This is a genomic window from Variovorax boronicumulans NBRC 103145, from assembly GCF_001591345.1.
Lineage (GTDB): Bacteria > Pseudomonadota > Gammaproteobacteria > Burkholderiales > Burkholderiaceae_C > Variovorax > Variovorax boronicumulans.
The window spans coordinates 1-2,036 of sequence record NZ_BCUS01000249.1 but is presented as its reverse complement, the minus strand read 5'-3'; the positions used below and the strand labels follow the sequence as shown (position 1 = coordinate 2,036).

General features: G+C 73.0%; 3 protein-coding genes and 1 pseudogene. All 4 read right to left on the bottom strand.

Going from position 1 to position 2,036, the window contains the following annotated elements; genetic code table 11:
- Window positions 1–576: TolC family protein (locus VBO01S_RS31310; RefSeq protein WP_169805120.1), on the bottom strand; the 576-nt coding region annotated here is incomplete at its 3' end.
- The gene (locus tag VBO01S_RS31305; RefSeq protein WP_062483053.1) at window positions 573–1,496 is read right to left on the bottom strand and encodes an efflux RND transporter periplasmic adaptor subunit; all 924 of its coding nucleotides are present in this window, start codon (window positions 1,494–1,496) and stop codon (window positions 573–575) included. The genes VBO01S_RS31310 and VBO01S_RS31305, both read right to left, overlap by 4 nt.
- A gap of 37 nt (window positions 1,497–1,533) precedes the next feature.
- On the bottom strand, window positions 1,534–1,740 hold the full coding sequence (locus VBO01S_RS31300; protein ID WP_062483051.1) for a DUF1656 domain-containing protein: 207 nt from the start codon (window positions 1,738–1,740) through the stop codon (window positions 1,534–1,536).
- Window positions 1,737–2,036: pseudogene (locus VBO01S_RS32970) on the bottom strand (FUSC family protein); the annotation flags it as partial. The gene VBO01S_RS31300 and the pseudogene VBO01S_RS32970, both read right to left, overlap by 4 nt.

The window sequence follows — 2,036 nt, the reverse complement described above, 5'->3', positions numbered from 1 at the left end:
CGAGCAGGCTTCGGCGTAGGCGCGCGCGGTGCCGGCCGCGACGTTCACGCGCACGAGGTCGAGCGCGGCTTCGGCGGCCTGGCTGCTGGCGGCCGAGGCCTCGATGGCGCGGCGGATCTGGCCGAACAGGTCGACCTGGTACGACAGCGACGCGCCCGCGCTGTAGTTGAAGGTGTTCGGCGGCTCGTAGCCCTTCTGCAGCAGCGACAGGCCCGAGACGTGGCCGAACGACGGCCCGCCGTTCACGCCGATCGTCGGGTACTTGGCGCCGGCCACTTCGGTTTCGATGGCGCGTTCGCGCTCGAGGTTGGCGACGGCCTGGCGCAGGTCGGTGTTGTGCGCGAGCGCTTGCGTGACGAGCCGGTCGAGCAGCGGGTCGTGGTACAGGCGCCACCAGTGCGCGGGCAGCGGCGCGGCATGGGCCGGTGCTTCGGCGAACGGCTTGCCGGCAGCGGGCTGGCTGGCCAGTGCCTCGGGCGGCTGCCGGTAGTCGGGGCCGACCGCCGCGCAGGCCGCGAGCCCGGCCGCGACCGCGAGCGAAGCCATGCGAAAGGCGAAGCGGGTCATGGCGGTCATCCCTTCTTCGGTGCGGCGGCAGCGTGGGCCGCGTCGTGTTCGAGGACCTGCACCGTGACGGTCTGGCCGGCCACGAGGCGCGCGCCTTCGGGCAGCGGGTCGAGCTTGACGCGCACCGGGATGCGCTGCGCCAGCCGCACCCAGTTGAAGGTCGGGTTCACGCTGGGCAGCAGGTTGGCGCTGGTGGAGCGGTCGCGGTCGGCGATGCCGGCGGCCACGCTGTCGACCGCGCCTTCGAGCACCGCGCCGCCGCCCATCGGCGTCACGCGCACGCGGTCGCCCAGGTGGATGCGCGGCAGTTTGGTTTCTTCGAAGTAGCCCTCGACGTAGAACGACTGCGCATCGACCAGCGCGAGCACCGGCCGGCCGGCGGCGGCATAGCTGCCCTGGCGCAGGTCGAGGTTGGTGACGAGGCCGTCGGCCGGCGCGCGCACTTCGGCGCGCTGCAGATTGAGGCGCGCCGAGTCGAGCGCCACCTCGGCCTGCGCGACGGCGGCCTGCGCCTGCTCGACGCGGGCGCGGGTCTGTTCGCGCGACTCTTTGGACACCAGCTCGTCGAGCCCCGTGTTGCGCGCGTTCTCGCGCTGGGCCTGGGCGCTCACGGCGCGCTGCGCGGCGAGCACGGCCTGCGCCTGGCGCACGGCCAGGTCGTAGCGCGCGCGGTCCACCTCGAACAGCAGCGTGCCGGCGGCGACCGGCTGGTTGTCGCGGATCGGCACGGCGGTGACGAGGCCCGAGACGTCGGGCGCGATCTGGACCACGTTGGCACGCACGCGGCCGTCGCGCGTCCACGGCGCGAGCTCGTAGTGGTCCCACAGGCGAAAGCCCGCCCAGACGGCGGCGGCCACCACGGCCACGGTGAGGAGAACGCGCAGCAGGCTCTGCGCCCGGGGGTTGTCTGCGAAGGGATTGGCTTTCATGGAAATCTCTGTGTTGTTTGAGTTGTCGTGGCGGGCGTCATTGCAGGTGCGCCGTGAGGCGGCTCAGGCCGTACAGCAGCAGCAGGTACAGCGCCATGTCGAACAGCGCCGGGTGCCACACCCAGCGGTACAGGCCGGTGGCGGCGAGCAGCCGGCGCACGCCCCACAGGGCGAGTAGCGCGGCGCCGGCCAGCAGCATGAGCCAGGGCACGTAGAGCCCGTAGAAACTGGCTTCGCCGATCATGCGGAAGCTCCTTGCGGTGAAGAAGAAGACACGCCTGCCAGCGAAGGCGGTGCGTCGGGGAACAGGTTGCGGCGCAGGCCGACCAGCGCGGTGACGGCGGCGCGCGAGGCGGTGGAGGTGTCGCGCGCGGCGAGCACCGCCGCCAGCGCTTCATCGATCTGCGGCAGCAGCGCCGCCGGGCGCGGCGCCATGCGGCCTTCGCCGCGCTGGCGGAAGAAGCGCGCGATGCCGCCGAGCAGCGCGGCCGAGGTGGCCATCGGCAGCTGGGCGCGCACGCGCTGCAGCACGGCGATGTC